General features: G+C 34.4%; 17 protein-coding genes and 5 pseudogenes. 13 read left to right on the top strand and 9 right to left on the bottom strand.

Translation table 11 applies throughout. The features are described 5' to 3' along the window. Window positions 1-79 precede the first annotated feature (79 nt). On the top strand, window positions 80-205 hold the full coding sequence (locus ACFELZ_RS03310) for a transposase DNA-binding-containing protein (protein ID WP_375316496.1): 126 nt from the start codon (window positions 80-82) through the stop codon (window positions 203-205). Next, window positions 168-401: a hypothetical protein gene (locus ACFELZ_RS03305; protein WP_265025918.1), complete on the top strand. Its 234-nt coding sequence runs from the start codon at window positions 168-170 to the stop codon at window positions 399-401. The genes ACFELZ_RS03310 and ACFELZ_RS03305 overlap by 38 nt, the downstream gene beginning before the upstream one ends. 33 nt (window positions 402-434) lie before the next feature. Here the strand turns inward: ACFELZ_RS03305 and ACFELZ_RS03300 are convergent. Beyond that, window positions 435-557: pseudogene (locus ACFELZ_RS03300) on the bottom strand (IS982 family transposase); the annotation flags it as partial. A gap of 87 nt (window positions 558-644) precedes the next feature. On the opposite strand from ACFELZ_RS03300, the pseudogene ACFELZ_RS03295 reads away from it, so the two are divergent. Beyond that, window positions 645-956: pseudogene (locus ACFELZ_RS03295) on the top strand (IS982 family transposase); the annotation flags it as partial. 186 nt (window positions 957-1142) lie between these two features. Here ACFELZ_RS03295 and ACFELZ_RS03290 read toward each other — a convergent pair. Beyond that, window positions 1143-2381: pseudogene (locus tag ACFELZ_RS03290) on the bottom strand (IS256 family transposase). Window positions 2382-2452: 71 nt separating this feature from the next. On the opposite strand from ACFELZ_RS03290, the pseudogene ACFELZ_RS03285 reads away from it, so the two are divergent. After that, a pseudogene (locus ACFELZ_RS03285) lies at window positions 2453-2627 on the top strand (IS256 family transposase); the annotation flags it as partial. A 321-nt stretch (window positions 2628-2948) separates the two neighbouring features. On the opposite strand, the gene ACFELZ_RS03280 reads toward ACFELZ_RS03285, so the two are convergent. Then, on the bottom strand, window positions 2949-4235 hold the full coding sequence (locus tag ACFELZ_RS03280; protein ID WP_341814255.1) for a Na+/H+ antiporter NhaC family protein: 1287 nt from the start codon (window positions 4233-4235) through the stop codon (window positions 2949-2951). A 236-nt stretch (window positions 4236-4471) separates the two neighbouring features. Continuing rightward, window positions 4472-4732: an Hsp20/alpha crystallin family protein gene (locus ACFELZ_RS03275; RefSeq protein ID WP_375316495.1), complete on the bottom strand. Its 261-nt coding sequence runs from the start codon at window positions 4730-4732 to the stop codon at window positions 4472-4474. 46 nt (window positions 4733-4778) lie between these two features. Between ACFELZ_RS03275 and ACFELZ_RS03270 the strand changes: the two genes are divergently transcribed. From ACFELZ_RS03270 to ACFELZ_RS03260, 3 genes are read left to right on the top strand one after another with little or no spacing between them, the layout of a single operon-like run. Continuing rightward, a complete protein-coding gene (locus ACFELZ_RS03270; protein ID WP_375315805.1) occupies window positions 4779-4976 on the top strand; it encodes a transposase in 198 nt (65 codons plus the stop codon). Window positions 4977-4979: 3 nt separating this feature from the next. Then, the gene (locus ACFELZ_RS03265) at window positions 4980-5144 is read left to right on the top strand and encodes a hypothetical protein (protein WP_375315781.1); all 165 of its coding nucleotides are present in this window, start codon (window positions 4980-4982) and stop codon (window positions 5142-5144) included. Next, a complete protein-coding gene (locus ACFELZ_RS03260; RefSeq protein WP_375316623.1) occupies window positions 5087-5545 on the top strand; it encodes a transposase in 459 nt (152 codons plus the stop codon). The genes ACFELZ_RS03265 and ACFELZ_RS03260 overlap by 58 nt, the downstream gene beginning before the upstream one ends. Here ACFELZ_RS03260 and ACFELZ_RS03255 read toward each other — a convergent pair. Beyond that, the gene (locus tag ACFELZ_RS03255; RefSeq protein WP_375316494.1) at window positions 5531-5773 is read right to left on the bottom strand and encodes a hypothetical protein; all 243 of its coding nucleotides are present in this window, start codon (window positions 5771-5773) and stop codon (window positions 5531-5533) included. The two genes, ACFELZ_RS03260 and ACFELZ_RS03255, sit on opposite strands and share 15 nt — an antisense overlap. 218 nt (window positions 5774-5991) lie before the next feature. Between ACFELZ_RS03255 and ACFELZ_RS03250 the strand changes: the two genes are divergently transcribed. The 4 genes from ACFELZ_RS03250 (at window position 5992) to ACFELZ_RS03235 (ending at window position 12091) form a co-directional block, all read left to right on the top strand. Then, a complete protein-coding gene (locus ACFELZ_RS03250) occupies window positions 5992-6075 on the top strand; it encodes a hypothetical protein (protein WP_353286141.1) in 84 nt (27 codons plus the stop codon). Window positions 6076-6280: 205 nt separating this feature from the next. Next, complete coding sequence (locus ACFELZ_RS03245; protein WP_375316488.1) at window positions 6281-8629, top strand: hypothetical protein; 2349 nt, start codon at window positions 6281-6283, stop codon at window positions 8627-8629. After that, window positions 8629-11037 carry a hypothetical protein gene (locus tag ACFELZ_RS03240; protein WP_375315959.1) on the top strand — a complete coding sequence of 803 codons (2409 nt, stop codon included), beginning with the start codon at window positions 8629-8631 and terminating at the stop codon, window positions 11035-11037. Before ACFELZ_RS03245 ends, ACFELZ_RS03240 begins: the two co-directional genes overlap by 1 nt. 682 nt (window positions 11038-11719) lie before the next feature. Then, window positions 11720-12091, top strand: coding sequence for a hypothetical protein (locus tag ACFELZ_RS03235; protein ID WP_375316493.1), 372 nt, complete (start codon window positions 11720-11722; stop codon window positions 12089-12091). Here ACFELZ_RS03235 and ACFELZ_RS03230 read toward each other — a convergent pair. Further along, window positions 12082-12411 carry a transposase gene (locus ACFELZ_RS03230; RefSeq protein WP_375316647.1) on the bottom strand — a complete coding sequence of 110 codons (330 nt, stop codon included), beginning with the start codon at window positions 12409-12411 and terminating at the stop codon, window positions 12082-12084. The two genes, ACFELZ_RS03235 and ACFELZ_RS03230, sit on opposite strands and share 10 nt — an antisense overlap. Before the next feature lie 259 nt (window positions 12412-12670). Next, complete coding sequence (locus tag ACFELZ_RS03225) at window positions 12671-13003, bottom strand: helix-turn-helix domain-containing protein (protein WP_375315982.1); 333 nt, start codon at window positions 13001-13003, stop codon at window positions 12671-12673. A 303-nt stretch (window positions 13004-13306) separates the two neighbouring features. Between ACFELZ_RS03225 and ACFELZ_RS03220 the strand changes: the two genes are divergently transcribed. Further along, window positions 13307-14215, top strand: a complete 909-nt coding sequence (locus ACFELZ_RS03220; RefSeq protein ID WP_375316492.1) for an Rpn family recombination-promoting nuclease/putative transposase — start codon at window positions 13307-13309, stop codon at window positions 14213-14215. A 16-nt stretch (window positions 14216-14231) separates the two neighbouring features. Continuing rightward, window positions 14232-14776: pseudogene (locus tag ACFELZ_RS03215) on the top strand (pyrimidine dimer DNA glycosylase/endonuclease V). A gap of 65 nt (window positions 14777-14841) precedes the next feature. On the opposite strand, the gene ACFELZ_RS03210 reads toward ACFELZ_RS03215, so the two are convergent. Both ACFELZ_RS03210 and ACFELZ_RS03205 read right to left on the bottom strand, forming a co-directional pair. Continuing rightward, the gene (locus ACFELZ_RS03210) at window positions 14842-17706 is read right to left on the bottom strand and encodes an ankyrin repeat domain-containing protein (RefSeq protein WP_375316491.1); all 2865 of its coding nucleotides are present in this window, start codon (window positions 17704-17706) and stop codon (window positions 14842-14844) included. A 60-nt stretch (window positions 17707-17766) separates the two neighbouring features. Continuing rightward, window positions 17767-25170: an ankyrin repeat domain-containing protein gene (locus tag ACFELZ_RS03205; RefSeq protein WP_375316490.1), complete on the bottom strand. Its 7404-nt coding sequence runs from the start codon at window positions 25168-25170 to the stop codon at window positions 17767-17769. Window positions 25171-25306 lie beyond the last annotated feature (136 nt).

Here is a 25306-nt window from a genome sequence, read left to right as displayed (position 1 = left end):
ATAGAAACAAGTACAAGCGTGCAATATACAGATGGCTTAGGGGATAAATGGCTGGAAAGAGAGTTAAAAACACATTAATTTGGAAGATATAAGGCTTAATAAAAGACTTATAAAAACAAGTTATTGCATAGAGGGTAAGGCATCTGGTTCAATTAATCAAAGCTGTAGTGGGTGGAAAGAAGCTAAGGGTGCATATAAGCAATGAAAAGCTTGAAGATAAGGAAATTTATTCTTCCCATTATAAAGAAACTAAGGAAAGAATAAAAGGAAACCAGTTGGTCTTTTCAGTTCAAGATACAAGTTATTTGGATTTTGACTCTCATATAAAGACCAAGAGACTAGGCAGTATTTCTAAAGCTTATACAAAGCATAAAATGGGTTTACTGTTGCATAGTGCCTAGCAAAGACGGATTACCTTTAACGCGAATTCTGGATTAAGGAAGGAAGAAAGTATAGGAAATAGAAGGCTTTTTGGATTTGATGGAATAGGAAATGAGAGTAGAAAAGATATGAACCAAAAAATTAACAGGGGATCTATGGCGAGTGTGTTCAATTTCTAACGTGAATTCTGGATTAAAGGAGAATAGAAAAGGCAAGAAAACAGGGTAAACTCAGCAGTGATAAAAAAATAGATGAGGTTACCCATGGAAGATATAACAAAACTGTTTTGTTTGGTCGATGATTTTTGCAGAGATATAGAGAAAAATTTTGCAGATAAACTACTGCCAAATGGTAAAAACCCCACAAGAACAACGGAAATTGAGCACTCCGAAATCATGACAATAATCCTGCTATATCAACAATCTCCGTGTAAAACTTTCTATCTACATTACCTAACGTTGCTCTACAAATCAGAGTTTCCAAAGTTACCTTCATATACCAGGTTTGTTGCTCTAAAGCCTAGGGTTTTGTGGCATTTAGCAATGTTGTTGCATTGGCTTTGTGGACAGTCAGAAAACCATACGCGTCAAGTTAAGGCCCAATATAGCACCATTTAAAGTGGGTATCTTGTTTGTTACATTTATTTTTTGGGAAATTTTGATCTAAAATAAGATAGTTCTTTTAGAAGAGTCTATAAATTACTAGCTTTATTACTTAATATCTAAAAGGGAATGTTCAAAAAAGTGTGTCAAACCGCATTTTTAGTTCAACTCAATTTTCAATCTATCTGGAAAGAAAATATCAAGTTGAGACATAGTTAAAGCCCAATTAGGCAGAGCCATAGTCCATTTTTGCTCTACCTTCTTTATAGCACAATATACCTGTTTATACAAGGCATTTGTGCTGGTAAATGAGCCCTTGGTTTTAGTGAATTTTCTGATCTGTCTGTGCAGCCCCTCAATTGGATTTGTGGTGTAAATTAGCCTTCTAACTGGGCTAGAATACTTGAAATAACCAGATAAATTTTCCCAATTGTTCTGCCACGATTTTATAACTAAAGGATACTTTTCTCCCCATTTTTCTTCCAGCTCAAGTAAGTAATTTTCAGCAATTTCTTTACTTGTAGCACGATATATTTTTTTCAAATCATTCATGAAAACTTTCACATCTTTGCTGGATACATATTTTAGTGAATTTCTTATCTGATGCACTATACATAGCTGTACTTCTGCTTTAGGAAACGCACTATTTATAGCTGCAGGAAAGCTTTTTAGCCCATCTACACATGCAATCAGAATATCTTCTACTCCTCTTTCTTTGAGGTCATTTAGCACTCCCAACCAAAAGTTAGCTCCTTCACTTTCAGCCAAATAAAAGCCCAGGACTTCTTTTCTGCCATTTTGGTCTATGCCCAATATATTGTACATACATTTACTTACGCAATGTCCATTCTCTTTGACCTTAAAGAACATCCCATCCATAAATACTATCGGGTATACTGATTGCAGTGGACGACTACGCCATTCATTGATTATAGGCAGTAATTTGTCGGTAATACTTTATATCTCTGCCGCCGATATTTTGTGATCATAAATTTCCTCAACGTGTGACGCTATATCTCTATAGCTCATACCACTGGCAAATGTGCTCAAAATCTTCGTTTCAAGCTCTGGATGTAAGCTTGTTTGCCTTTTTTTGACTATTTGCGGCTCAAAACTTCCTTCTCTATCCCTTGGCGTCAAAAGTTCAAATGAACCGGCACTTGTCCGTAAAGTCTTTCCATTTCTCCCATTTCTTCGATTATTCTCTTCACTTTCAGCTAATAAGTGGTTTTCTATTTCACCTTCCAAACTTGCCTCCAGCAGCTTTTTTATAAATGGTGTTAATGCTCCCTCCCTTCCTGTCAACGGTCTTCCTTCTCGTATAGACGACAGGATATTTGTTTCCAACTCTTTATAATCTACCAATCCGTTAGTTCTGTTTACTACTTTCTGACTCATTGTCAAACCTCCATTTTTTTATATCAATTTATTACTTTTTTTTCGGTTTGACACACTTTTTTGAACATTCCCGAAAATTCACTAAAACCAAGGGCTCATTTACCAGCACAAATGCCTTGTATAAACAGGTATATTGTGCTATAAAAAGGTAGAGCAAAATGGACTATGGCTCTGCCTAATTGGGCTTTAACTATGTCTCAACTTGATATTTTCTTTCCAGATAGATTGAAAATTGAGTTGAACTAAAAATGCGGTTTGACACACTTTTTTGAACATTCCCTGATTTAAGGGAAATACCAATGTTATGGAGTGAGCAGTTGGAGAAGTTCTACGAACTGGCGTCTTAATTTATAAAAGCAACAGGAGATCAAAAAGCTAGAAAACCGATATTTCAAAACAAAGAATCTATGGTATGCAGGTTGATGAAAAGAAGTTTGGGTAAACCAGTGCTACAGAAATTTACACTTAATTATGTAATAAAAGTCATTTATCGCAAAAATTCATATTTTATCCAATCGAAGCGGGGAATTTTAGCGGATAATTTTGTTATAATTAACTAAGAGCTTGTTAAGTTACGATCGTATCACGTCTGCCGTTAATAACTATTTCACCTACCGCAACTGCTGCAAAAACAAAACAATAATATACTTTTGTTAGTACGATAATGGGTGACAGAGAAGCAATGCTGCTTGCTAGTAATACTTGAGAACCATAAGGTAAGATACTTTTTGTGATCGAAGTAAATACCTCTAATAAGTACGCACTACGGTGTGGTGCAATATTATATCTTTGTGCAAGTCTTTTTGCAATATTACTAGTTAATAAAATAGCAACAACATTGCTGGAAACTAAAATAGTAAACATAGATGATATTCCTGCAATCATAAGTTCAGCTTGACTTTTCGTAAGATTCACTTCATCGGTGAATTTATCTATCTTTTTCTGACTGTATTCGTACATTAAGTGGCTTAATCCACTACTGAAGAGAATAAATATCATTACTTCATTCATCTTATTAAAACCCCTACATATGTCATGAGAATATTCAATAAGAGAATAATCAAAAAAAGCTGTTCCTAATATCCCGGCAATAACCATATTAACAGCTAATGTTACCAGAGTGTTTATTTCAAATAAACCCATAATTATTAAAGATATATAAGGTACAATTTTGATTACGGATAAGTAATTCAGACTTGAGATAGAAACAACTTCTGTACTATTTGAAATTATTACTAGATAAATAAGTATGATAACACCTGTAACAGATCCTGTCTTGAGGGTCAGTTTTAGTTTATCCTTTACTGAAGCTCCTTGTGAAGAAGTAGCCGCAATAGTAGTGTCAGATATCATTGAAAGATTGCTGCCAAACATAGAACCACCTATAACGGCTCCAACGCCTACCGCACAATCAAAAGCTCCATTTTGTGCTAGATTCACAGCTATTGGTGTTATAAGTGCAACAACTCCGATTGATGTGCCAATTGCACTTGAAATAAAAGCAGAAACCACAAACATTCCAGGAAGTAATAATCGTACTGGAAGAAAGCAAAGAGTTAAGTTAGTAATAACATTTATACTACCAAGTGATTCAGTAACAGTGGAGAATGATCCAGCAAATAGAAAAATCAAACACACGGTAAGAGTAGTTTTAGTACCCATACCTTTTATAAGAGTATCAATATTGTGCTGAATTTTGTTTTTATTGAGTAGAACAGCGAAAAATAATGCTGATAATAAGCAAACTAACGGTGAAATTTGATGAAAAGGATTATCAAGTCCGATAAAAGAAAAATAAATACCACTTCCAAGGTATAAGACTAGAAAGATAATTAGAGGAAGAAATGCAGCCACTTATATAGTTAAACAATTTAAAAATATACCAGACTAAGCTATTTAAAGCAATCACCAGTATTTTGCTTCCGCTAGTCTCTGTACGAAGTTAAAGGTATATCTATTTTCATAGTAACTCAATCAGAGTTAGATACGTATCCACTGTGATAGTGCAAGCAAGAGGGAGCTATCAAATTACTTTGAGAAGAGCGATAAGACAGCGAGCCTAAAACTGGAAGCTCGCCACCTCATGTACACTACTTTACATCAATTTTCTTAATATGTTTTTCCGACTTAGGTACACTTATATGTAATACTCCGTCTGAGAAATTAGCAGATATTTTATCTTGGTCTACATTAGCTGGAAGTTGAAAAGACCTATAGAAAGAACCATGATACCTCTCACGATGGTAATATTGTTTATCTTCTGACTCTTTTTCGCATTTCTTTTCACCTTTCACTATTAAATTATCACCAGATACACTAATATCTACATTTTCTTTAGAGCCTGTCTTCAAACTAAGTAGAAAGGAGTTAAGAAGTGTGTTATAAGATATATTTTAAATGTACCCAAGCGATATAAGTGACAAAGAATGGAAGATAATAGAGCTATATTTTGAACCTAAAAAGACCGGTAGACCAAGAAAACATAGTATTAGAACAATTATTAACGCAATCCGCTATATGATGAGAACAGGATGTCAATGGAGACAACTGCCTAAAGATTTTCCACCATGGAAAACAGTGTATAGTTGTAATTAGCGATTGAAAAAAAGTGGAATATGGCAAGAGATTCATGATTTTCTAGTTAAAAAAGTAAGAGAGATAATTGGTAAGAATGAAACTCCATCAGTGGGAATAATAGATAGCCAATCAGTAAAAACTACTCAAAAAGGGGATCCAGAGGATATGATGCTGGCAAGAAAGTAAAGGGTAGAAAGCGCCACATCGTTGTAGATACTGTAGGTCTTGTAATTGCTGCTGAAGTACAAAGTGCAAGCATTCAGGATCGTGATGGTGCACTAAATCTTTTTGTTCAAGCCAAATGCAAAGCTCCAACATTACATAAGTTTTTTGCTGATCAAGGATACACAGGTAAATTGCAAAACCTCTGCTTATTGGAAACTGGATGTTTATTGACGATTACCAAGAAAATAGTTGATACAGGATTTCAGGTTATTCCCAAACGTTGGATTGTTGAGAGAACCTTTGCTTGGCTCTCCAATTTTAGACGTATGAGTAAGGATTATGAGCATTCTCCTCTCACTTCAAAAAATAACATCTTTTTTAATATGATCACTATTATGCTTCACAAATTAGCTCATTCTTGAGTTTGAAGACAGGCTCTTAGAGATACCTGGCAATTCTAAAGATAGGCGATAGTTTTGCTCTGTTTCATACAAGTCACAAGCTGGCAATACACTGCCATCTCTTCTGAGAAGTCCAGGGTTAGTTCCCATAAAGAAGCTATTGAACATGTCGTCAACAGCTTTTTGCAGACCTCTTAAGCTAAAATTATCGCGATTATTGTTTTTATTTGAATGAACTAGATTACTCATGTTATACCTCCTTATCATTACTCATGCATTATGTAATCATTCTATTCACTAGTTTCAATACTGTGTGATGTAGTTAAAATAAACGTGGACAATATTTTCTAAAACTAAATTGATGTCACGCTTTTTAGTAATACTTGGTTTTCTGATTACAGGGATAGGTCTTGTTTATCCTCTAATACAAAAACTTGGCATAGCAGGCGATATCTATATTGAAAAAGGTGTTTTATTTTCCGATCACTACTTCAATTTTGATAAGCTTTATAATAAGCCTCGTTATACTACTAATGAATAAGTTTCGTTAGTGGAATTGAATTTCTGCCAAAGTAACCTTCGCCTTAATATTTCAAGATAGGCAACAATAGAGAAGTTTAAGTTATGCAGGTGTGGTTTAGAAGTTTTTAGTGAGTATCAAATTTTACTCAAAGTGTTAGAATTTTATGTAAAAAAAGATATTGACTTGTGACTTAATGATAACTAAGGTATACTGATTAATGATGAGAGGGTAGTATGCCAAGTTTTTTTGATAATCCGGTAAAGAAACAGATAGAGCTAGCAATTGATGAAGATGATCATAAGTTAGTCCAGATTCTCTTAGGGCCGGAATTCTGTCAGCTCTGGCAATATTGGTTAGCACATGCAATGATTTCGTATAACATGTTAGCGATAGAACGAGATACACAGTGTAATTTACCTTTAAAAATTATCGAAAGGCAAAGAGAGGTTTTAGAAGGGTCGTTGGAATTACTTAGAAGTAGAAAGCGAGCGTTAGACGAAGGTGGGCAAGTTGTTCCGTTACGAGAGGAAGAAAGACGCTTAACTGATATGCAAGATTTGATTTCTAAGCTATTTAGAGATGCACGTCAAATAGCTGAGGATCATAAAAGAATTATAGAGCAAGAAAATGTACCAGGTACAAATTTTCTATACTGTACTCAGAATGAGGCTATCATGAGCGAAAGCAATAGCACTGGTGCAGTTGGAGGCAATGAAGTAGGTATTCCAGAGTACACAGCTCATTCATTACGTAATGTAAGCGCAGTCACTCAGTTACATTTTGTAGAAGGGTGTAATGTTATCATTGATGAAATGGAAAAGATGATTGTAAGCAAAGTATGGGAACAAACTAATTTCTCTACTAGGGTTGGGTACTATTTAAATGAAATAAGTAATTATATAGGTGGCGAAAATGGTCAGGTTTTAGATGAAGCTGTAAATTACATACCAAACAACAGGTACTCTGATCTAATTAGAGGATGTTTAGCAGTGTTTAGGCCATTAGTTAATGGAATGCAAGTGGTAGACAACTACATGAATAATAATTTACAAAATATAAGTTGTGTAGACAGTAAAATAAAGGAAGTCAGTGAAATAAACAGTAAGCTCAGTAGTATTGCAGCAGAAAAGAGTGGATTGAAAAAGAGGCTATTGGAAGCAAGGCAAGAAGTAAAGGAAAAAGCAGTTGATAGAATGACAGACGGGAAGTTATTTGATAAAGAATTTGTACATACGATGTATGAAAAATTGTTAGATTACTATCTAATGAAAGCGAGGGGAGATGAAAAGAATGTGTTATACAGTGATATAGAAAACAATGGTGTAGATGAGGTAAAAAGGAAAATTCTCAACCAAACTAAGGAGGTGAGTGTTGACACTACTCATGATCTATTAAAATATGCATTGGATAAAAAGCGGGAAGCTAGTGTAAAAGTAGTCAGTGTGTTGCTGCTCAATCTTGCTCATGTTGGGGATCTTTGTAAGAGTCATATAGAAATATGTCAAAATGAAGAAGTAAGGAATTTAAGCAAAAAGTCAAATAACACAATAATGATAGATGTGCACGATAGTTTATTTGATTTTGATGATAAGTTAGTAAATTTAGTATCGGTATTTCCAACAAAAGAGGGTCATTTTGAGAAAAGAAGCAGTGAAGATAAGATTATGCTGGAACAAATAGGTGGAGAGAAATACAAGGATATAGTTAAGGAGCTAAAAAGATTAAAGGATGAATTAGAAGAGAAGAGGAAGATATGGGAAAATAAAGAGAATCGAAATGAATGGTGGATTTTTAAACCATTTTTTATGGTTTACGATTTGATTTATCAAGGTCTGAGCGAAGGACAATATACAGTGATAGATAGCCAAGCTGTAGAGTTACATAGAAGGGCATTGTATGCAGATCGGTTTGCTGATGAAGGAATTATGTATGATCATGTAAAAAAAACGAGAGAAGGAGATGTAACAAGTGATAAAGAGGTAAAGAAGTATATAGAACGTTTATATGGGATTACAAATCAAGGCTGGGGGAAAGCAAAAGGACAGTATACATTTGGTAGCTTTTTAGAGGATACGGGTAGAATGGCAGGTGAATTAAGGAGGCGTAAATTGCAAGAGGCAATTGAAAAGTCTAGACGGGAAGAACGTGCAAAGCAAGAGGCAGAACAAAAGTCAGAGCAATTAGGGCAAATATTAGAACAAGAGGCTCAGGCAAGACAAAGTGCAGAACAAAAGGCAGAACAGCTTAAGCAAGCATTGGAGCAAAAAGATTTAGAGAACAAAGTAATAAAGAGTTGTGTGAAAAAGTTAGCAAGATTTGGTGAAGAGCTAAGGAATGCAATAGATGAAGAAAGTGAGGACAAAATTGTAAAAGCAGCGATAGGTTGTAGGATAAGGTCTCCAGAAGAGGTAATTGATGCAATAATAGAGGAAATAAAGATTAATAGAGAGCAAATAATAAGAGAAGGGAAAGTAAGTGTTGGAGTAATTGAAGCAGGTATAAGAAGTTTCTCAAATCAGGGTACTTCACTAAGTGATGTAAACGTAAGTCATGGTGTAAATGCAGGAATGGGGAGAAATTGATGAAGTATGCATCTAATTTACCTGAGTGGCAAAAAGATGTTGTTAAGTTTTTATCAAACCATAGAAAGTATCGAATATTTGGGTGGGAGTTTGGTCCTACTTTGTTAGATTATCTGTACAGAGTAAGAGAAAATAAGCAGCCAGATTATGCAAAAAATGGATTGATTATAACTTACAGTATTACTCCCGTTGTTGCAGTAATTTCATTTGCATCGACACGTAGAGCAATGTTTACTGCAGCGGCAACTCTTGGGGTAATATTATTTGGGGTGCTAATTACAGTTGCTATTGATTATCAGAAGACGAAAAGAAAAGATACTGGCGGAGTAGCAAGTCAAGAATGTTGCCTTAGATTACTGGAAGGACTTGATGAAGTACCAAAGTATTGGTGGTGGCCGTGGGGTAAGAAGGTAAAAGATATTGAAGTAACTGAGGAGAAAGTAGAAAGGGCTTTAAGCTATAGTGATAATTCATTTATTGCACGAGTGATGTATTCGCTGTTTACGAATGTAAAACTACACCAACTTTATATTGCAAAGTATGGTTATATTTATAATTATCAAGAATTAATGGAGGGAAAAATGCCTAACATTTCTATTCCAAAACCTGTTAAGGATGGATTTAAAAAAGCTAAAAATAAATCTCAAGAAGCCTACAGTGCGATTAGTGATGGCCTGAGTAAAGCTGCAAGTGGTGTAGGTTCAATTATTTTTTCTACAGTCAAAAATGAAGAAATTGCAGATAAGCTGGAAGCAAGGTCAAGTAACTTAATAAGGAGAATCTTCAGCGTAGGGGATGAAACTACTGTTACGGTTAAAAGAGGACTTGAGTCATTTAAAATGGAGTGGTTGCTGCTATATTTAGACAGGAGTTTAGGAGCTGTAAGAGATGGAACAAAAACTATGGAAGATCATAATAAATACTTTAATGAGCAAGTTAGAGAGATATTGAAGCTATCGAAAGTTTACCATCCAGACAAGCAAGAACAAGAAGTTAATAAAAATAGTGAACAGATTTTAATTAACAATGTGACTCAGGCACTAAGGAATATACACGATTATATTACGAAGGATAAAAGCATGGTTGAAAACCGTGTTGTGTATAGGTTGTTTGAGGATGCACCAATAAAAAATGTAATAGATCGTGATGCTTTAAAAGTAGGGAACAAAGTGGCAAAAAGTGAATTAAGTAGCATAGCTTTTTGGGAAGGTGAAATATTAATGAGGGGAAGAAATGAGTATTTAAGTAGTGTAAGAAGTTGTTTGGAAGTATTGAGCAAACTGCCAAAAGATGGAAATGTAATAAATGATGTGAGAAAGGGATTTGATGAAAGTTATAAAAGATACAGAAATTTATATCAAGAAAAGTGGATAAAGAATCTAGAGGAGCTAAGTAGAAATTGTGTAAGAGAGAAGGAATTAGAGGTAGTGAAAAACGATGTAGATATGTTGTTGAAAGAGAGTAAAGAACAGTATGAAATATTAGCAGGAAATCAAAGATTATTGGAAGGAAAGGCGGATAGAGTGTTTATAGAGCCAATATTAGAGTATTGTAATTTAATGAATATCTATTTTAAGTTTTTCAACGTTACAGGTGGAAAGGGTATAAACGAATGCTCTATGGAGAAGAATGGAATTAGTGAGGAAGGGAAGCAGAATATAGAAAAGCTTTCATATCAAGAGTTGTTAAAGTCTGCATCAGATAGTTGCAATGAGTTAGCAGGCAAGTTAAAGAGAGATAAGAGGGTAGAGTTATCAAATCAGGGAAGAGAGAGCAGAACAAAAGAACTAGGAAAAGTTTTATTTAAGTTGGAGCGTGGAGCAAAGTTGTTGGAAGAGAAATTTAAGGAAAGGAAGACGTTAATGGAAAGAGAAGAAGAAAGAATAGCAGCAGAGAGGAAAGAGAGGGAACAAAAATTAAGAGAGTTGCAGGAAAGGATTGAGCAGGATGTGCAGGCAAGGCAAGAGGCAGAACAAAGGGCAGAACAAGTGGCTCAAAGGGCAGAACAAGAGGCTCAAAGGGCAGAACAAGTGGCTCAAAGAGTAAAACAGCTAGAGCAGGCATTAGAAGAAAAAAGCTTAGAGAGGATAGCAATTAAGGTTTGTGCTAGTAAATTAGCAGGTCTTGATGAAGAACTACAAAGTGCAGTAAATGAGGAAAGTGAAGACAAAATTGTAGAAGCAGCTGTAGGTTGTACAAGTGGATCTCCAGAACAGGTAATTAATGCAATAATAGAGGAAATAAAGATTAATAGAGAGCAAATAATAAAAGAAGGAAAAGTAAGTGTTGGAGTAATTGAGGCAGGTATAAGAAGTTTATTGAATCAGGGTACTTCGCTTAGTGATATAGACGTCAGTCAAGGTATAAGTGTAGGAATGGGTAAAGGTAGTGGAGCAGGTTTTTCCTAAAATATCCGTTCAGTAATGTAAATTTGCCTGAATAGTTTTTGGACGTATGAAACAAACTGCCAGTCATAGTAGAAAAGTGTTTTTTATGGACAGAATGTTTTTAAACAGACATCTCATTTAGCGCCATGAAAAGTTGAATTATTTACTTTTTTCAAAAATATAAAAATAGTACGTATATTTGTGAGAACGCGTTGTGTAAAAATAGGTTTATAAAAATAAAAGTGCAAAGTTATTGCAACAAAGCCAAACAAGTTAGTTCGTATGTAAATATGGTGGAAGTAGCATAATATAGGTGGTTTTAGGGTATAGCAAAGTTGTTATAAATAAAAGTTCACACGAATCCAGCGGTAGACCAACTCATCCCAAAATAAACTCTTCTCACGGCTATTGGTTTTTAGCACTAGAAATGGTTGAATTGTTTAGATTATTAATAATATATAATAATAAATTAATATTAATTTATTTAAGAATAACGAAGAAGAATTAAGGCAAATTTATAGAAACAATACAACTTGAGGCCAATATTACCCCTAGCATCGTAAGCCTTAAACATTCTTTTTAATTAATTTTTTATAGCCTTCCTTAACCCTACTCTTTCTTCATTAAAAATCTTGCAATTCTGGCTAATATATGCTTTCATAAAAAATGATGCTACTATTAACTTGGTGGAGGTAAGATAGTCGTGAATGAAAATGAAAAAAAGTTTATAAATTCAGTTTCAGAAAGTGACCCAGATCATGCTGTAAAGCGCTTTCAGATTAAGGAATGGTATGAGCCATTTGGGGAAAAAGTCTTAATGAGTGCAGATCTTTCTTATGTTGCTGAAAAGCTAAATAATTTCTCAGATGCTAAATATTGGATGCACAGGCAATCTGGTGATTTTATTCTCAATAGAGCCTCTGTTGTAAATGAATTACTTGGCATAAAGAGAACAGACGATGAAGATCTATTAGATGACTACGACAGGTATCAAGTTGTTTGTTGGCTTTGCTCAGAGGAAAGTATACGTAAAAATTTTCCATCTCTAAGAGCCTGTCTTCAAACTCAAGAATGAGCTAATTTGTGAAGCATAATAGTGATCATATTAAAGAAGATGTTATTTTTTGAAGTGAGAGGAGAATGCTCATAATCCTTACTCATACGTCTAAAATTGGAGAGCCAAGCAAAGGTTCTCTCAACAATCCAACGTTTGGGAATAACCTGAAATCCTGTATCAACTATTTTCTTGGTAATCGTCAATAAACATCCAGTTTCCAATAAGCAGAGGTTTTGCAATTTACCTGTGTATCCTTGATCAGCAAAAAACTTATGTAATGTTGGAGCTTTGCATTTGGCTTGAACAAAAAGATTTAGTGCACCATCAAGATCCTGAATGCTTGCACTTTGTACTTCAGCAGCAATTACAAGACCTACAGTATCTACAATGTATCTGTGGACCTCCTATACCAAGCTCCTTCGCTAATTCCTCTTGCGTATACCCTTGTATTATTCTCCACTTTTTCATCTCTTGTCTTTTGCTTCGATGCTTAGAACTTTTTTCTTCTTTATTTTCATATTCATCAGCTGATAAGCCTGTTGCTCGGTAGATTATATCATTAGCAAATCCTGCTTTGACATCACTTTCCTCTTCAGCTCAAATAGATTGGGTCAATGCATAAATTGCCTTGCGTTCTCTTGTTTGTGCCATGAGATTGTATATTGCTTGTTCCTTGGCTTTATCAAAACAACAGTTTTCTCTTAGTACTTTTTGTCTAGAAAATAGACCTCCAGCCTTAATTGATAATGCATCCGCTAGTCTTTTTAAGTCTTCAGTTGGAATACCTTGTACCCCTTGTTCATATTTTAGCAGCGTATAATATTTTATACCTGTTTTGTCTGCTAGATCTCTTACGGTACATTTTCTTCTTAACCTCCAGCTTCTTACCTTTTGTGCTATTTTGTATCTTGCAGGGTTACTCTTTTTCACATACTCTCAGATGCCTGTTAAAAACTAGTATATTAAATGCCTATGCCGTGACAAGCTAAAATGAGAACTTCACACTTAAAATAGGTATGACCACTAAACTCATGAGCTGGGGTTTTTAGGTACTTTACAGAAGGGTTGATAAAAGATATACAAAAGGACGTCTAAAGCAGAGAATGCGATTCTAAGCCCACCTCTGAAGGTCATTTTTTCTCGAAGCTTAAAAAAACAAGATTTCAATATAAAAAAGTTGAATATTTCTTCAGAATTGTGTATAATTATTAATGTTTTTTCACTTTATTTCTTATGGCTCTTTCGAAGTTTCTCGATCCGAAGAATGATGTCGCATTTCGGCGTATCTTTGGTACTGAAAAAAATAAAGGTATCCTTATTCACTTCCTCAATGATATTCTTGGCCTCACTGGTAAAAATGAAATAAAGGATATAGAGTTTTTAAGTACTATTCAAGACCCTGATATCGCCGCTAAAAAGCAAAGTATTGTTGATGTTCTCTGCAGAGATGAAAATGGGGTGCAAGTGATCGTCGAAATGCAGGTCGCTAAAACTAAAGGCTTTGAAAAACGTGCCCAATACTATGCTGCTAAAGCCTACTCAAGACAAGCTGATAAAGGCGATCAATACCATAACCTTAAGGAAATTATCTTCATTGCTATAGCAGATTGTGTACTGTTTCCTAATAAATCTGAGTATAAATCAAAGCATACTATTCGCGATGAAGGTACTAATGAACACGATCTAAAAGATTTTTACTTCATATTTATTGAGTTGCCAAAATTTCCAAAAACCAAAGAGGATCAGCTTTCAAGTATAGTCGAGAAATGGATCTACTTCTTTAAATATGCAGATGAGACTAGTGAAGAAGAGCTGGAAAAAATAATAGGTAGTGATCTAATAATTAAAAAGGCCTATGAAGAGCTAAATAGATTCAACTGGTCAGAAAAAGAATTTATTGCCTATGAACAGGAAATAAAACGTATTCTTGATGAACAGGCTGTCCTCGCTCAAAAACTTGATGATGCTACTCAAAAAGGTAGACTAGAAGGTAGACAAGAAGGCATCCAAATCGGCCAGGAAAAAGGCAGAAAAGAAAGAGAAATTGAAGTTGCAAAAAACTTGCTAAAAGCTGGTGTTTCTATTGATATTATAGCTCAAACTACTGGTCTTACAGTTGATGAGATCAAAAACTTAAGTTGATTTTGTCTTTCAAAAGATGAATATCTTTATATTACATGAAAACCCATTAATTTCAGCACAAATGTTATGTGATAAGCATATAGTGAAAATGCCATTAGAAACTGCTCAATTATTGAGTAATGTTTTTTCAACAGCATTAAAAATGCCAAATCCTTTTGTCAGTATTACAGATCAGAATATAGAAGTTCCGTATAAACTTACCCATATCCTTGTTCTTTATTGGCAAGGCAATCAAAAGGAAACTTCTGTTGGTTGATAGAGTACGGAAAAGAATTATGTAAAGAGTATACGTGGCGATACAAAAGAAAACATAAATCAGAAGAAGTAATAGATTGGTGTGGTGGTAGTAAGGATCTTCTAATTTTTCAATCAACTGATTTACAAACCTTTATACAAGCACTGCCTGATCGGTATAAATGTAGTAGTCCTATACAAGGATATAGAGAGTATTATCTACATGAAAAGATGAAGTTTGCTAAATGGGAAAAAGGCAGAAAAGCACCAGGTTGGATAACAGCGAATTCCACTATACAATGTTACAACAATACAGCTCATGGGTAAAAAAGCTATCCGAATCGGCCAGGGAAAAGACAGAGCAAAAGGAGTACTAATTGGCATAGAAGTGGCTATTCTATCTGTCTACCTTTTACAACTAAAGCATGTTCCACATCGCTAATATAGGTATTAGGGCTATTCAAAGGCTTACAAGCATTTATTAAAATTCTTAAATCTTTATCATTTAGGTAACTCAATATTTTTTCAGTACAATAAGGTGGTAATTCAGGAAGACTTTCGAAGAGAGAATGGAAAAACTTATTGCCTTGTTCCAGTAACTCTTTTTTTTCTATGCCCCTCCTAAATCGACTATTTATCATGCTAGCATATATTGGAAATTTCGTTTTATAATCATCTGATTTCAAGGCCTGTACTATATTTTCATTCCTTGCATATATTGCTAATTGACTTATACTCTTTGTTAGGATATCGTGAAAAGAAGTATTGCTATTATCAATCTTCTCGCCCCTCATAATTTTTATTTCTGCCTCGCATTCGCTCTGAAAATTGCTAATTTCATTGCCACTACTAGTCAACATTAAATTTCTTTCACTTACGTATAAGCCTGCAGTTTTTACTTTAACTATGTACTGTTTAAGGATCCCAGCAACTTCTTCACAAGGACAAATGCCACGACCAGGATCATAATAATCACTATCAGAATCATAGTTATTAAATTGGTTATAAAGTTTATTATGAAACGAGCGAACACCAAGCATAGCATATTCAAGTGGCGTATGACTGTTTTTACTTATAATGTTGACGTCAGAACCATATTCTAGAAGAGCATTAACAACTTGTATATGTCCTTCTTTAGAGGCAATATGAAGTGCTGTTCTACCATACTCATCTCTAAAGTCAACTTCAGCACTAAATTTCAAGAGAATCTCAACAATTTTCGAATGACCTTTTTGAGCAGCAATATGAAGAGGTGTTATATCTCCTTTAGCTCTCGAATCATATTCTGCACCATATTTTAGCAAGATTTCCACAACTTTTTCATGACCTTTTTGAGTAGCAATATGAAGTGCAGTTATTCGATCTCTTTGCCTAGCATTGACATCAGCTCCTTTGTTTAAAAGCATTTTGCTAATTAGCTCATTTCCTTTCTGAGCAGAAAGATGAAGCGGTGTTATGTCACTTTTTACTACAGAGTTAACATCTGCATTGTATTCCAAAAGAGCTTCAACGACTTTTGTATATCCTTTTTGAGTAGCAACGTGAAGTGTTGTTACTCCATTTTTAGTTTTAGCATTAACATTAGCCCCCTTACTTAGCAGTAATGCAGCAATTTCTCCCTTAACATGAATATTAGGCTCTTTATCAAGAAACAATCCAAAAAAACCTCCATCTTCACTTAGAGCAGTAAAATGTAATGCTGTTCTTCCATACTTATCACTAGCGTTAATATCAGCATCATGTTGTAAAAGGATTTCAATAATTTCTTTGCATTCCTTTTTAACAGCAATACTTAGTAACTCAGGACTATCTTTTATATTAGCTCCATTAGTTAAAAGCAGTTTGGTGACTTTTACATCAACGTTTTCAATAGCATAAAATATTGGAGTTTTTTCACTTTCATCTTTAGCATTAACATTAGCTCCATAGTTTATCAATAGTTTTGCTATTTCCTCTTGCTTGTTTTTGACTGCATTATGCAGAGGTGTATAACCTTTTTTAGACGTCGAACTGTGTAATATATTAACATCAGTACCATACTTCAACAGGTCTTCAACAATTTTCAAATATCCTTTTTCAACAGCATTATGAAACAACTCAGGATTATTTACATCTTCAGGGTTAACAATAAGACCATATTGCAGAAGAGTCTCAATGATCTTTTTATACTTTTCTCCATAACCATGTACTGCAGTGTTAAGAGAACTTCTGTTGCTCTTATTGTTAATATCAGGAGAATACTTTAAAACATCCTCGACAATCATTAAACATCCTTTTTCAACAGCAAGGTGTAGTATGGTTTTACCATCCTTATTCTGAGCATCAACCTTAGCCCCATGTTCCAGGAGTAGTTTTACAACTGTTTCATATCCTGCTTTAGTAGCAACATGAAGTGGCGTTAAATTGTCCTTCGCGTTAGCATTAACATCAGCACCTCTACTCAAAAATAATCTAACATCTTCTTCACTACCTCGTTCAGAAGCAAAATGTAGTGGCGTATACCCTTCCCTCCATGTTGAAGTACATACAGAATTAGTATAAGCCCCATGATTTAGAAGATCTTCAGCAATCTGCACATATCCTTTCTCAGCAGCAATATGTAGTGGGGTTATTCCGTGTATTGATACAGTATTAACATAAGCATTATTCTTGAGAAGTAACTTGACGATTTCTTCACTACCGCTTTCAACAGCGTAATGGAGTGGGGTATAACCTTCATGAAAATTTCTCCCGGCTGTTACGTAACTTGTAGAATTAACGTAAGCTCCATAGTTTAAAAGTTTCTCAACAACATTTAAGCATCGTTTCATAGAAGCAATATGAAGTGGAGTGATACCGTCATTGTCTACAGCACCAGCATTAGCTCCCCGATTCAAAAGTAGTTGAGTAATTTCCATTTTTCCTTTTTGAACTGCATCATGCAGCGCAGTGAAACCACATCCATTTCTAGCATCAATATTAGCACCTCTATCTAGAAGCATTTCAACAATTTCTCTGTTCCCCTTCATAGCAGCTAAGTGAAGTAGAGTATTAGAGGGATTCTTGCTTTTACTGTTAACTTTGGAACCATTTATTAAAAGTAGTTTAGCAATCTCTGTATGTCCATTCTCAATAGCTTCACGAAGTAAAACATATCCTCCTGACCATGCTTGTGAATAAGATAGACCAAAAGAATGGACTAACTCCCTTACTCTTTCTAAATTCCCATTACGAACCGCAGAAATTAAACTGTAGTTTATATCTAAACTGCCTAGCATAAATTTACCTACCCAAAAATTAGAACATTTTCTTTAACTTTAATCACCCAAAGGTTTTTATTATGTAATGTTTCTCTTTCTTCCCTCTATACTTATATCTTCTAACCCCTGACTCGGGGCTTTCAAAATTTCCAGTAACTTAGAAGCAATATTCTTATGATTATTGATTATCGCAACTTGCAGTAATGTATTATCTTGATTATTACGAGCATTTGTCACAGCTACGAACTCATCAGGGTTCACTGCCTTTAGCTTGCTGATAATTTTAACATTACCATTTTTTACATCTTTAAACATTTCCTCCACTAACTTTAGCAAGTCAGTAACGTTTTGATCTTTGCAAAAATCAAGCGGTGTTTTACTTTCCTTGTTTTTCACATCATAAATTGCACCATGCTTCAGTAAAGATTTTACAATCTCTAAATCACCATTCTTAGCTGCAACGTGGAGTGATGTAGTACCGCCAGCAGCGGTTTTAGCATTAACAAAGTTATTTAATTTGTCACGACTCACGTGCTGCAACAAAACTTCGATAATTTCTTTGTAACCTTTAGAAGTAGCAGTGTGTAATGGTGTATTACCTTTATTAGTGACCTGAGTAACGTCAGCTCCAGCTTTTATTAATATGTTTACAACACCTATCCGTCTATTACTTACAGCGTAATGTAGTGGCGTTCTTCCATCAATATCTTTATCGTTGGCATCAGCTCCATCTTTTAATAGATGCTGAACAGTTTGTATATCACCTTTACTAGCAGCAATGTTAATTTCTTTCTGTAAATTCTGAAGAATTTCCGATCCTTTACTGCCCTCAATCTTAAACATTAAATTAATCATTTCTATCTTTTTTAAAATATCCAAAACACTAGGGTGACTTGATCCTAAAATAGCTTTTCTTTGTTCAAAACCTTCTTTGTAGGCTTTCAATGCACCAATCCATTTACCTTGAGCAAAAAGCACATTTGCCATGTTGTATTGAGTATTTAAGGTATCAGGATGGTGCGGCCCTAAAACGTTTCTCTGAATGTTTAAAACTTCTTGATGAGCTTGCAATGCTTCATAATATTTCTTTTGATTGCAGAGTACTCCAGCAATGTTATGTAACGTTCTCAGTGTATCAGAATGATTAGCACCAAAAACCACTTTCTTTTTCTCGAAAACCTCTTTATAGATCTTCAACGCCTCTTCGTACTTACCTTGGTTAGCCAGTACCATTGCTATATTGTTCTGAGCACGCACGGTATCTGGGGCATTTGCACCTGATATTCCTCTCCTTTTTTCAAAAACCGCCCTATTGATATTTAAAGCTTCTTCATATTTTCCTTGTCTGTCTAATACTAGTGCCATGTGAAACTGAGTATCTAAAGTATCCGAGTGATTTGGCCCTAGTATTTCTTTCTGCTTCTGATAGACTTCTTGGTAGATATTAAAAGCTTCCTCATCTTTTCCTTGTCTATGCAAAACTAAAGCAATTATACTCCTTGTACTTAAAGTGTCCTTATTATTTAAACCCAGCATCTCTCTCTGTTTCTGGAAAATGTCTTCAAATGTATTTAAAGCCTCCTGATAAGATCCTTGTGCGTATAAGACTCTAGCTATGTGCACCTGAATATCTAAAGTGCCGGGATTACCTGGCCCTAGTATTTCTTTTCTCTTTTCAAATACTCTTTTGAAAATACTTAGGGCCTTTTGATAGTTACCCCGATTCAAGAACCCTAAAGCTATATTAATCTGAGAGGATACATCACCTTGTGATATCTGTTTCAACTGTTCGAGCTCGGAAAAGTTACTATTCACTGCAGCAACTACCAGCGTTTCACCTTCTGTATTACGAGCACCCATGATTGCTTTTATTGTATCAACATCCTTTATTCTATAAAGGTCATTAATAACTTTAGAATTACCATTTTTAATTTTTTTAAACGATTCACTCACTAACTCAAACAACCTAGCTATACTTTTATCCACAGTAAGATCTAATGGTGTTTTACCACTGTCAGAAACAACATTATACACTGCACCATTAGATAATAAGGCCTTTACACTTTTTAGGTGAGAGAACTTAGCGGCATAATGCAGAGGAGTAATCCCATTGTTAATAACTGCATTAGGGTCAGCTTTGTTTTGCAAGAGAACATTAACAATTGCATCATAACCTTTCCATACAGCATAATGTAATGGTGTTCCGCTATCAGCATTTTTGGCGTTAACGGATGCTCCCACCTCAATGCAACTCTCAACTTCTACAGAATTATTATGTTTTACAGCTTTAAACAGTTTCTCAGTCGATGCTAACAAATTAATAACGTTTTTACCTTTAGCCATTTCCAATGGCTTTCTACTAAACTTGTCAATACCGTTATAAATGGCGCCATTTTTTAATAAAACTTCAATAACGTCTTTATAGCCAAAATTAGCAGCAATATGAACAGGACTTAAGCCATTAGCATCTTGCGCATTAACATCAGCTCCTTCTGATATCAAGTACTTTACAACTTCCAGCTGACCTTTCATTGCGGCATAGTGTAGTAATGTTTGATTAGCTGCACCAGGATCATTAACACTTAATCCTTTACTAAGGAAAAACTCTACAGTATCTCTATGACCTTCTCTAGCTGCAATGTGTATGGGCTTTGAGCCAGAGGCATTTTTAGCATTAATATCTGATCCTTCAGCTATTAGATACTTCACCATCTCTAAGTTACTTTCCTGTGAAGCAATATGTAATACTGTCCAATTATCGTTGCCTTTAATGTTCATATCCACTTTCTTGTACTGAAGTAGCATTTTAACGACTTGTAAATGACCATGTGCAACCGATAACTCCAAAGGTGTTCTATTTTTATTATCCTTAACGTTAATTTTTGCTCCATTATTTAATAGGACTTTAACGACACTATCATGACCGCGTCCTGCAGCCATATGCAGCGGAGTACCTTCAACACTTATAACGTTAATATCAGCTCTATTTGCCATCAAAATCTCAACAACTTCCTCATAACCTTCTTGTGCTGCAAGATATAATGGTGTTACATTATCAATAGTGATAGCATCAACATCAGCTCCTCTTTTTACCAGGGCATTCACTATCTCCTTATGACCTCTTTTAGCAGCCAAATGTAATGGTGTAGCGTTTTCAGGGCCTTTTATGTTAACGCGAGCTTTGTTTTTTAGCAAAATTTCTACAATATCTCTATAGCCAGCAAGCACTGCTAGCAACAAAGATTCACCGCCCTCTCCATTAACATTAGCTCCATTTGCTATTAGAACTTGAGCAATTTCCTTGTAATTACATTTAATTGCAGAAAGCAATGGTGTTAGGTTGTTACTCTTAATGTTAATATTAGCTCCATTTGCTACTAAAATCTCAATGATTTCTTTGTGACCTGCTTCCACAGCTATATGTAAAGGCGTACTATCTGCAGTACCTCTTGCATCGACTTGAGCTTTGTTTTTTATTAGAAGGGTAACAACATCTTTGTGGCCTTCTACAACAGCTGAGTGTAAAGGTGTCAGACCATAATTAGCTCTAGCGTTGACTTCAGCTTTATTTTTTATTAAAAAACCAATAGCATCTAGACTGCCGTTTAGAGCAGCTGTATGCAATGGTGTAATACCGTCATTGGTTCTGGCATTAACTCCAGCTTTATTTTTTATCAGAAGATCAATGACATCTATGCTACCGTTCATGGCTGCTGTATGTAGCGGTGTACTACCTTTAATATCTTGAGCATTAATCCCAGCTTTATTTTTTATCAGAAGATCAGCAATATCTTGATAACCTTTCAGAGCAGCTGCATGTAGCGGTGTTAAATCATTATTGGCTTTAGCATTAACTTCTGCTCCATCTTTGATCAAAAGTTCAGCAACTTCCTTATGACCACTTTCTACTGCGTAGTGTAATGGTGTAGCCTTATTTTTATCTTTAGCGTGAATGTTAACACCATGTTTGAGTAGAGTACTCACTATTTCCAAGTAGCCACTCTGTGCTGCAAAATGTAGTGGAGTAATGCCTTCAACAGTTTCAACACTAGCGTTAGCTTTATTTTTTAGCAAAATCTTAACTATCCCCTCATGTCCATCTTTTGCTGCATAGTGTAAAGGTGTATTATTATAGGTTTTGTCAGCTGCATTAACATTAGCTCCATGCTTCAATAGAACGCTAGCTATCTTCTCATGACCGTTTTCTACTGCATAATGTAATGGTGTACAACCATTGATAACTCTAGCATTAACATCAGCTCCCTTTAGAATTAAGGCTTTCACTACTTCAAGGTGGCCGTTGAGTGCTGCTGCATGTAATGGTGTCCAATCTCTATCATTTCTCGCGTTAATATCTGCCTTATTTTGAAGTAAGAAATTTACTAATTCAAGGTGGCCACTTTCTGCAGCCCCATGCAATGGAGTAAAACCACCCATAGCCTCGTTAATATCAACATTTGCATCTTTTGCCAATAGAATCTTAGCAACTTCAATATGATTATTTCTTATTGCATAGTGCAAAGGTGAAAGACCTGCTACATCTTGAGTGACAGTATTAGCCCTATTTTCTAATAGAACCTCAACAGTATCCTTATAACCATTTTGAGTTGCAACATGTAGAGGTGTTTTGCCAACATTGTCTATATCATCAACATATAAACCTGCTTCTTTTACCAAAAACTCCACAATGTTTTTCCTTCCATACGCAGCAGCAACGTGCAGTGGGCTTTGGCCATTAGTATCCTTATTAAGACTTACATTGTGATCAAGGATAAATTTTATAACTTCAAGACTAGGTCCCTTGGCAGCAAAATGTAATGTGGTCCATAAGTTAATACTTCTAGCATTTATATCTGCTCCTTTTTTTAGGCAATCTTTTAAGCTTTCTAAATTTCCTTCTTCCAAAGAAATAAACATTCTCTCCTGATGAGTAATATTAACTAAGCCTTGATCGTATTTTTCTTTCAACTTTAAAGGATCATCATTTACTAACTTTCCAATTTTTTTCTTACTTCTCATTATATTTTCTTCAGTAAGTTTTTTAGCATTTAAGATAACTATTATTGAAGGATCAGTTAATAATATATCAACTAATGCATTATCGTGAGCTAAATGATTCCGTAAACATTTTCCATTTAACAAAGGAGTATTATCATCTAAGAAAAGTAGATTATTTTCCAGGTAATTGTTTGAGCTACCTAAAATTGACATTATATCCAAAACAAGCATTTCTACTACTGCTTGCAATTTCTTATCTTTCTTATAGAAAGAAATTGTTTCATTTGATTTGCCAATTAATAATTTATTGCTTAAAATATCTTTTAATTCAGATAGCTTTAGTGCAAGCTGGTTATTATATTTTTCTGCTGTTAAGTTATAAGCCTTCCTTTGTTCGTATAAAGGAATAAAAGAACCTTTTTTATTTAACTTGCCTCTTAATTCTTCAATGTATTTGATGTCGCCTGTTGCAAATTCAGTGATATAAAAAATTTCGCAAACTAATCTGTTGATTCCATCAAAGTTGTCAAATTGTATTCTCGATCCAACACTATGAGAAATTTTCATTGACAACTCAGCAATTTCTTTAAGAGTACAATGTTCTATTTTTAGAGTAATATTCTCTAATGTCTGATTAGCACGGAATTTCACCCCTCTAATAACGTTGTGGTCAATCTTGTTTTCACTCAAATCAGTACTTAAGCTCTTTAATAATGCAAGTCCTGTAATGTAATCAGTTCTAATATTTTCTGATGGGGCACCTGCACTATTGATTATGTGATTAATTTTATTAAACAGCTCCTTTTCATAATTCGTCTTATCAGTTATACTATCGCTTAACTCTTTAATGAGTTTCTCAAGCTTCTCGTGTTCCATCAGTTTAAAATTTCCCGAGGTCATCTTACCCAGTTCGACAGTATTAAGAACCTCAGCAACCTCTTTTATTTCATCTAAATTGTTACTACTAACAATTTTTTTCAAAAGTATTCTAATCATTTTGATTTTGTCGTTATAAAGAATATCGGTAACCACAACACCAACTTTTTTAGTGTCATTTTGAACACCAACAAAAAAATTAATATCTTTGTTTTCCTCAATCTCTGTTCTCTTGGAAAGTGAATAAGCATGTGATAATGAATTACGTAAATCTACAATTATTTTTCTTGTGTTTTTTGGTAACGATAGTAGCAAAAGCTCACTTGTAGTATTAGATAACTTGGGGGACTCTAAAGTGTTTTTTAAATACTCACCAATAACTTGTAAAACTCTTGTAATAATTAATTGGCCTTCCCTTTCTTTAGGATCAGCTGATAATACCAACTTTATATAATCATTGATTTTTTTTAAAGAATGAATATCTCTAATTTGTTGATGATCTTCATACAGCTCTTCAAGTTGAGGACAATTATTAACAATCTCTGCAACAACTTTTTCACGTTTTAGTTTCGGAAGATCAGAAAGTTTACCAATACTGACATCATCTATAATATCTTTTTCATCTTCAAGTTTCTTTGCAAAATTTTCTAGATGGTTTAATAGTCTGCTTTTGTTTAATGTAGAGCGATAAAATAGATTAATCTCTTGTCGTTTTACGTGGCAAGAAACAAAACTGACTAAACAAAACTCTATTTCTTCCCAAGGTAATCTATCATATGTTGATTTCAATTGTCGCTTGAGTACATGAATATTTTGGGCAATAAATTTTGCTATGAATAAAAATTTTTCATCTACTTTCTTTTCATTTAAGTACTCTGACTTCAATAATCTAATATTTTTAAGTACTAAGTCGACTCGTTCTCTGATGTTATTAAGATTAACTTTAGTACTTTGGACTTGTCCAGAACTATTAGAGAAGAAACGGAGATTTATTAATTTATTTTCAACAAAAATTTCTATCTCATCTGATAGCGGTACATTCTTTAACTTTAATTCCTCATAATCTCTTGAAAGAACTTCATCTAATTCCTCTGAACGAGCAGCAAAGTAATCATCTGGCCACTTATTAATTAGTGTATCAAGGAGTTTAACGTTACCAGAGCGTATGGCATAATAAAACGCATCATGACATGTTTCATCCTTATCATTCGGTGTTATAGCGTCCTTTCCAACATTAATAGATAAATTGTCTAAAATCCTACTATTACTAAGTATGAACTTTAGAATTTCAACTTTGTTAAATTTACAAGCTAAGATAACTAAATTAGTACTTCTAATAGGATTGCTAGCATTATTATAATAATCTCTCAAAATTACTTGACTTTTTACATCACCTATGTATTCAATTAAATTGCTTAATTTTTTTAAGCTATCAACATTACCCTCCGATATTGCATTTGTGAGTTCAGTTAGAACTTGATGATAAACTCCTCTTGCACTTGCCTCATCATACTTTTTGTATTCTCTTATAAAGTATTGTTTGGCTTTAGAAGCCAGTAATAAAAGTTTTTGTTGGTAAGATTCAGTTTGTTCTTTGTGTACGTGCATGCCCACCCTAAGATACATTTATGCTAGCAGCAGAATAGCAAAATTTATCTAATACAGCAACAATAAAGAAACATCCCCTTGGTTTATGTATAAATAAGCTAAAAGCATGATAAAGCTCAGGTTTTAGGTAATTATG

This window comes from Wolbachia endosymbiont (group A) of Colletes cunicularius (genome assembly GCF_964264715.1).
Classification (GTDB): domain Bacteria; phylum Pseudomonadota; class Alphaproteobacteria; order Rickettsiales; family Anaplasmataceae; genus Wolbachia.
This window is presented reverse-complemented; position numbering and strand designations above follow the sequence as displayed.

Bases quoted from the DNA above. Each gene is read 5' to 3' on its own strand.
- ACFELZ_RS03255 (WP_375316494.1), bottom strand. From the start codon at position 5,773: ATGAGTAATCTAGTTCATTCAAATAAAAACAATAATCGCGATAATTTT.
- ACFELZ_RS03240 (WP_375315959.1), top strand. From the start codon at position 8,629: ATGAAGTATGCATCTAATTTACCTGAGTGGCAAAAAGATGTTGTTAAG.
- ACFELZ_RS03205 (WP_375316490.1), bottom strand. From the start codon at position 25,170: ATGCACGTACACAAAGAACAAACTGAATCTTACCAACAAAAACTTTTA.
- ACFELZ_RS03210 (WP_375316491.1), bottom strand. From the start codon at position 17,706: ATGCTAGGCAGTTTAGATATAAACTACAGTTTAATTTCTGCGGTTCGT.
- ACFELZ_RS03245 (WP_375316488.1), top strand. From the start codon at position 6,281: ATGCCAAGTTTTTTTGATAATCCGGTAAAGAAACAGATAGAGCTAGCA.
- ACFELZ_RS03270 (WP_375315805.1), top strand. From the start codon at position 4,779: ATGTACCCAAGCGATATAAGTGACAAAGAATGGAAGATAATAGAGCTA.
- ACFELZ_RS03220 (WP_375316492.1), top strand. From the start codon at position 13,307: ATGGCTCTTTCGAAGTTTCTCGATCCGAAGAATGATGTCGCATTTCGG.